Source organism: Variovorax sp. P4_D9, from assembly GCF_056401695.1.
The window spans coordinates 1-6,779 of the sequence record NZ_JBFUIU010000496.1 but is presented as its reverse complement, the minus strand read 5'-3'; the positions used below and the strand labels follow the sequence as shown (position 1 = coordinate 6,779).

Here is a 6,779-nt window from a genome sequence, read left to right as displayed (position 1 = left end):
GGATGAGCGACGGCGGCGCCATCACGGCATCGGCGAGCACGTAGGCGCCGCGGCGCACGCCTTCGACGCTCGCATAACGGCTGCGGTCGAGGGTGGGGACGTCCTGCCGCGTCAGCGCCAGCAGCACCGGCCGGTCGCGCGTTTCGAGCGCCACCTTCCAGGCGACGGCCGTTTCGTTGGCATCGCCCGGGCGGATCAGCGTCAGGCGCGGAATGGCGCGCAGGTTGGCGAGTTGCTCGACGGGCTGGTGCGTCGGCCCGTCCTCGCCGAGGGCGAGGCTGTCGTGCGTGAACACGTGGACGACGTGCAGGCCCATCAGCGCCGCCAGGCGAATCGGCGGTCGCACGTAGTCAGAGAAGATCAGGAAGGTCGACCCGTAGGCGATGAAGCCGCCGTGTGCCGCCAGGCCGTTGACGATCGCCCCCATCGCGTGCTCGCGGACGCCGAAGTGAATGTTGCGCCCGGCATGGCTCCAGCCGCCGCCGTCGGAGCCTTCGCTGTCCTCGCCCGCGGCGAACGGCGGGTTGAAGTCGCCCTCGCCCTTGAGCGCAGTGTGCGTCGACGGATCGAGGTCGGCCGATCCGCCCGACAGCGCCGGCAGCCTTGGCGCGATCGCGTTCATCACCTTGCCGCCGGCGACGCGGGTCGCCATGCCCTTGGGATCGGCGGCGAAGACCGGAACGTCGGCGTCCCAACCGTCCGGCAGATCCTCGCGCAGCCGCCCCTGCAACTCACGCGCGAGATCCGGAAAGGCTTGCGCATAGGCTCCCATGCGCTCGTTCCAGCCGTCCTCGGCGTTCTCGCCGCGCCCCAGCGCCTCGCGGAAATGGGCGAGCGCTGGCTCGGGAACGAGGAATGTCGGCTCGACCGGCCAGCCTAGCGTTTCCTTCGTCTTCTTCACGTCGGCGACGCCGAGCGGCGAGCCGTGCGCCTTGAAGGTGTCCTGCTCGGGCGAGCCGAAGCCGAGGTGGGTCCGAACGAGGATCAGCGACGGTCGCGCCGTGTCGACGCAGGCGGCGGAGAGCGCGGCGTCGATCGCGTGCAGGTCGTTGCCGTCGTCGACGTTGATCGTCTGCCAGCCGTAGGCCTCGAAGCGCTTGGCGCGATCCTCGGAGAACGTCATGTCGGTGCTGGCAGAAAGCGTCACCGCGTTGTTGTCGTAGAGGCAGATGAGTTTGCCGAGCTTCAGGTGGCCGGCCAGCGACGCCGCTTCGGAGGCGACGCCTTCCATCAGGTCGCCGTCGCTGGCGATCACCCAGGTGCGGTGGTCGACGACGCGATGGCCGTCGCGGTTGTAGCGCGCCGCCAGCTGCGCCTCGGCGATGGCCATGCCGACAGAGTTGGCGAAGCCCTGGCCGAGCGGCCCGGTCGTCACTTCGACCCCCGCCGTGTGGCCGCGCTCCGGGTGGCCAGGCGCCTTGCTGCCCCATTGGCGAAAGCGCTTGATGTCGTCGAGCGAAAGGTCGTAGCCGGTCGCGTACAGCAGGCTGTAGAGCAGTGCCGACCCGTGGCCGGCCGAGAGCACGAAGCGATCGCGGTCGGGCCAAAGCGGATGCGAGGGATGGTGCTTCATGAAGCGCGTCCATAGCACATAGGCCATCGGCGCGGCGCCGAGCGGCAGCCCCGGATGGCCGCTGTTGGCCTGCTGCACCATGTCGACCGACAGGAAGCGGAGTGTGTCGATGCATTGCCGATCTAGCGTGTCTGTCATGGGAAGGTCCTCGATTCGTTCAGGCGGCGCGTGTTGCCTGCCATCTCAATTCTTGTCTTTCTGGCCGGATGCCGTGGCGCTCGACCGACGACGCGGTACCCGGTGATCGAGAGTTCGCCGATGTAGCGCGCGAGCGTCTGGTTGTCGAGCATCTGCCGAGTGATATGTCGATCCACAGGCTCTGACCGAGGGCCTGCAGCCGTTGCGTGTTGGCGTTCATGATCTGTCCTGGAAGGCGCCGAGCCGGGACGAAAGGTCGAGGTCGAGCAGGTCGCCGACGCTGTCGACGCTGAGGTCGGCGGCGGGGTAGCGGGTGATGTTGGCCGGGTCGCGCGCGTATTGGCCCTGGCGGACGAAGACGGTGACGAGCCGTTCGCGCAGGGTATCCTTCATCGCCGTCAGGACGCGCTGCTTGTCATCGACCATCACGTAGCAGCGCGCCGGGTAGCAGCGCTGCACGGTATCGAGCATCTGCTCCTTGTGGACGTAGATCAGGACGCGCCCCTCGACGGCGTCCCACAGGCCCGAGCGCTGCACCTTGCGCGGCTGAAAGACGACGTCGCCGTCGGAGAGGATGACCGGCTGGCCGAGCCGGCCGAGGCGCAAGACGACGTCGAGCGCACCGGGATAGAGCCGGTCGGCGAACGGGTAGTCGATGAGGAAGGTCGACAACGACAGCAGCCGGTGGGCATCGTCGTCGTTGGCCTCGACGTCGGCACGGTAACGCTGCAGGGCGCCGAGGTAGTCGGCATAGCCCAGTTCGCTGCGCAGCGCTTCGAAGACCGCCCAGTAGCGGTCCGAGCTGGCGATGCCGAATTCGCGCTCGAGATGCCCGCGCAGGTCGGCAATGATCCTGTCATTGTCGAGCAGGGTGTTGTCGACGTCGAGCAGGAAGACGAGTTCAGTGTTCATGACTTGGCTCGCGTGGATGGTTCCGTGTCCGGCGCCAGGTTGTGCCAACCGCCGTCGCCGGCGATGAGCGCATCGGCGGCCGCCGGGCCCCAGCTACCGGGGGTGTAGGGGAGACACCGCGGAGGGTCGAAAAGAACGGGGTCGACCACCGACCAGGCCGCCTCGACCGCGTCCTGGCTCGTGAACAGCGACCCGTCGCCCGCCATCGCGTCGCCGAGCAGCCGCTCGTAGGTCTGTTCCCCGCCGCCGAAGTCTTCGTACAGATAGAGCTCGCGCTGCCCGCCGACGAAGCCCTTGCCCGGCCGCTTGATGCGGGCGGCGAGGGCGACGGCCGAGACCGGCTGCAGCTTAAAGCGGACATGGTTGGCACTGCTCGCGTCGGTCGGCGAATCGACGAACAGACGCTGCGGCGGCGCCTTCATGCGAACGAGCACCTCGGCGGCCGTCGTCGGCAGGCACTTGCCGGCCTGCAGATACCACGGCACGCCGGCCCCGCGCCACGAGTCGATGAACAGGCGAATGCGCCGGCCGCACAGCGCTGCCGAGCGTCGCCTTCAGGCGCTGGAAGGTCTCGGGCTGCTTGTAGTCGCCGCTGAAGTAGCGCAGCAGCGAGAGCAGCTGTTCGAAGGCCGCCGCATCGTCGATGCCGCCTTCGTGCTCGAGACTGTCGCGCACGCGCGTACATCTGCTCGCTGTCGAGGTTCGTCGAGGCGACGCCGATCACCGGCACCGTCAGCGCCTTCCTCTTCAGCATTTCATAGAGCGCCGGGAAAGTCTTCTTGTTCGCGAGGTCGCCGGTGAAGCCGAAGACGATGGGCGCATCCGACGGCAGCTCGGCGCTGCCGCGGCGCGCCGCCGCCGGCGCGCTCATGTCGCGCCTCCGGCCTTCTTCTCGACGTGGCCGCCGAACTCGTGGCGCATCGCCGAGAGCACCTGGTTGGCGAACTCGGCTTCGCCACGCGAGGCGAAGCGCTCGTAGAGGGCGGCGCTCAGCACGTGCGTCGGCACCGCTTCGTCGATCGCCGCCTCGATCGTCCAGCGGCCTTCACCCGAATCGGAGACGCGGCCGCCGTAGGCAGTGAGCTGCGCGTCCTCATGCAGCGCGTTCGCCGTCAGGTCGAGGAGCCACGAGCCGATGACGCTGCCGCGGCGCCAGACCTCGGCGATCTCGGGCAGGTTCATCTCGTACCGGTAGAACTCGGGATGGCGCAGCGGCGTCGTCTCGGCGTCGACCGCGTGCTCGAGCTTGCCGGCGTTGGCGTTCTTCAGGATGTTGAGGCCTTCGGCATACGCTGCCATGAGCCCGTACTCGATGCCGTTGTGCACCATCTTGACGAAGTGGCCGGCGCCATGTGGCCCGCAATGCAGAAAGCCCTGTTCTGCGCTCGCCGGCTCGCCGATGCGGCCGCGCGTTCGCGGCGCGGCTTCGACACCGGGCGCGAGCGCCGCGAAAATCGGCGTCAGGCGCTCGACGACCTCGGCCTCGCCGCCGATCATCAGGCAGTAGCCGCGATCGAGGCCGGCGAGGCCGCCGCTGGTGCCGACGTCGATGTAGTGATGGCCTGACGCGCTCAGCGCCCGGGCGCGTCGGATGTCGTCGCGGTAGTACGAATTGCCGCCGTCGATGACGACGTCGCCTGTGTCAAGATGAGGCATCAACTGCTCGAGCTCCTGATCGACGATCGCCGCCGGCACCATCAACCAGATCGCGCGCGGCCGCGCCGTCTTCGCCGCCAGCTCGGCGAGCGACGCCGCGCCGGTGGCGCCTTCCTTTTGCAGCGCCGCGACGGCGGCCGGCTGCATGTCGTGGACGACGCACTCATGGCCCTTGGCGGTCAGGCGCCGTACCATGCCGGCGCCCATGCGTCCCAAGCCGATCATCGCGAGCTGCATCGCTGTTCTCCTTGTCGTTCGAAGGGTCAGGCCGGCGCGGGTCGCAGGCCATGAGCGACTTCGACCTCGACCATCGAAGTCCCACCATCATCGACCAAGCCGATCCATACAGACTCGCGTGGCCTCGTCGGCACCTACCGCTCGACATGAGATCTCGTAGCTCGACGAGCGGATGCGATATCTCATCTCGAACCCCGGCATTCCTTCGGTAGGAGCGGGCGCAGGCGAAGTTGGTTCCCACGCCGCTCGAGCCCGAGCAGCGACTCGCGACGAGCAACTGGTACATCCAGCCAGCCGAGCCGGCATACCAGGCCCAGCAACCGGGGCCCGCGTGCTGGCGCGAGGCATAGACGTCGTCGGCGACAATGTAGGGCTCGACTTTGTAGATCGCGATCGGCCCCGTTCGCGCCATGGTGGATGGGCACGAGCAGGCCGAACAGCTGATATGGCTTGATCCTGTCAAGAGCGCGAGCCGATCTCTCCGGGTGCCGGATTGCAGGATCTTTCGCGAATGCCGGATAGGGAACGCGGCGGAGCCGGGTGCGTGAGCGACGGTTGATCATGCTGATATGCGTGGATTGGCTACCGACAGTTCATGTATTCGTCGCGGGGCTGCCTGCTTTCTAGGATCTGCGATTGGTCACTTGCGTGGCTGCGCAATAGCCSTYGCGAGGATTCCCCTGTGGCCGTGGCTGCGCCGCGTTCCCGATCCGGCCTCAAACAGGTTGTTCGATAGGCGCCTCCTTGGTGTGATGTGTGCCATGTCATCGCGGGTTCACGTTGAGGCRGCCGGGGRCGGYGTCACCTCGCACGCGATGGCCCACACGAARCCSGAGAGTTCRCGCGCGATRGCCACGACGATCTTGTTGTGYGGCACGTGCCGCGCGGCCAGCCGCTTGAAGCGTGCGCACAGCCGCAACTGCGCCGTCCAGGCGATGTCGGTCACCGCCTTGGGCAGGTCCGACTGGCGCTTGGCGATGTCTGCGCTGACTCGAGCCGGATAGCGGTACAGGTGTGCCACCTCCACCAGCATGCGCCGCGCCGCCGAGTTRCCRGCCTTGGTGATGGCGCCCTGACGGCGCCGCTKGCCRCTGGAGTYCTCGCTGGGCACCAGGCCCAGGTAGGCCATCAACTGGCGCGGGTTGGCGAAGCGATGGAAGTCCTGGATCTCGGCCACCAGCGTGACCGCGGCGATGAGCTGCACACCGCGCAGCGCCTGCAGAGCGGCCACCACCGGCGCCAGCGACCAACCCGCCAGCGCGTCGCGCAGCGACTGCTCCAGGCGYGCGATGCGCGCCCCCGACTCGCTCACCGCGTGCAGGTACTCCTGGAAGGCGATCTGCTGCGCGGCGTGCGGCAGCRCCAGGCYGGCCAGCCAGCGCAGATGCGCCGCCGTCCAGGCGGTCCTGCCCGCGTACGCCACGCCATTGCGCAACAGCAGCGCCTTCAGGCGGTGGCGTGCGTTGCGCTGCTCGCGCACGGCGTCCTCGCGGGCGCGCACCAGGTCGCGCAGCGCCTCGTCCACGGCGTCCGGCACGCGCACGGCACTGAGCTCGCCCGCACGCGCCAGGCGCGCGAGCATCAACGCATCGCGCCGGTCAGTCTTCACCCGGTCGCCCGAGCGCTTGGGGATGGACGAGGGCGCAACCACCTCACAGTGGTAGCCCAGTGCGGCGAGGTGGCGCTGCAGCACGAAGCCGCACGGGCCCGCTTCGTAGACCACATGCACGCAATGGCCCTGGCTGACCAGGCGGCGCAGGGCCTTGCTGACGGCATTGACGCCRCCGGCTACGGCGCCCAGATGGCGTACTTCACCGTCACGCCCGGCCTCGGCCAGGGCGATGTCGATGCTGTCCTTGTGGACGTCCAGGCCCGCGTACACAGTGGCCGCGGTGGTGGTAGATTGACTCATGGYCCGTCTCCTTGCTCGTTGACACGCTGYCCGCCCTTCGGGGTGCAGCGTTGTGGCTCGGCGCACCCACGGTGCGCAAYCCACGGTAGTCCCGGAGACGGGCCGCTTCAACGGCTCAAGCCATTCTGTCTAGGAGCCCGTCGGACTTGAGCCGCGGGGATCTGTTCGTTTGACCGCGCGGCGTCGATTGCTACGGCGCGAGGCGGAGTTGCCTTCCTCGAGGGGCCTGAGCGCCCCGCGAGTCGGGTCGTGGGGAGCATCTGCCTCCCTCTTTATGCGGCCCGCAGCACATGCAGCCGCTTGATATTCCAAGCCATCGTCACCAGCGACCATTCGCCGCGCGCCTTGTCC

7 protein-coding genes are annotated in these 6,779 nt (G+C 68.3%); all 7 read right to left on the bottom strand.

What is annotated here, in order from left to right; all coding sequences use genetic code 11:
- Positions 1-1,711 (bottom strand): transketolase (gene tkt / locus AC1DY5_RS36540; protein WP_478119369.1); only part of this gene is annotated, 1,711 nt, incomplete at its 3' end.
- The gene (locus AC1DY5_RS36535; RefSeq protein ID WP_478119368.1) at positions 1,708-1,863 is read right to left on the bottom strand and encodes a hypothetical protein; all 156 of its coding nucleotides are present in this window, start codon (positions 1,861-1,863) and stop codon (positions 1,708-1,710) included. The genes AC1DY5_RS36535 and tkt, both read right to left, overlap by 4 nt.
- A 64-nt stretch (positions 1,864-1,927) precedes the next feature.
- Positions 1,928-2,623: an HAD family hydrolase gene (locus AC1DY5_RS36530; protein WP_478119367.1), complete on the bottom strand. Its 696-nt coding sequence runs from the start codon at positions 2,621-2,623 to the stop codon at positions 1,928-1,930.
- Positions 2,620-3,132: a hypothetical protein gene (locus tag AC1DY5_RS36525; RefSeq protein WP_478119370.1), complete on the bottom strand. Its 513-nt coding sequence runs from the start codon at positions 3,130-3,132 to the stop codon at positions 2,620-2,622. The genes AC1DY5_RS36530 and AC1DY5_RS36525 overlap by 4 nt, the downstream gene beginning before the upstream one ends.
- Complete coding sequence (locus AC1DY5_RS36520; protein ID WP_478119366.1) at positions 3,042-3,494, bottom strand: hypothetical protein; 453 nt, start codon at positions 3,492-3,494, stop codon at positions 3,042-3,044. Before AC1DY5_RS36520 ends, AC1DY5_RS36525 begins: the two co-directional genes overlap by 91 nt.
- Positions 3,491-4,516 carry a phosphogluconate dehydrogenase (NAD(+)-dependent, decarboxylating) gene (gene gnd, locus AC1DY5_RS36515; protein WP_478119365.1) on the bottom strand — a complete coding sequence of 342 codons (1,026 nt, stop codon included), beginning with the start codon at positions 4,514-4,516 and terminating at the stop codon, positions 3,491-3,493. Before gnd ends, AC1DY5_RS36520 begins: the two co-directional genes overlap by 4 nt.
- A 775-nt stretch (positions 4,517-5,291) precedes the next feature.
- A complete protein-coding gene (locus tag AC1DY5_RS36510) occupies positions 5,292-6,428 on the bottom strand; it encodes an IS110 family RNA-guided transposase (protein ID WP_478119364.1) in 1,137 nt (378 codons plus the stop codon).
- Positions 6,429-6,779: the final 351 nt, after the last annotated feature.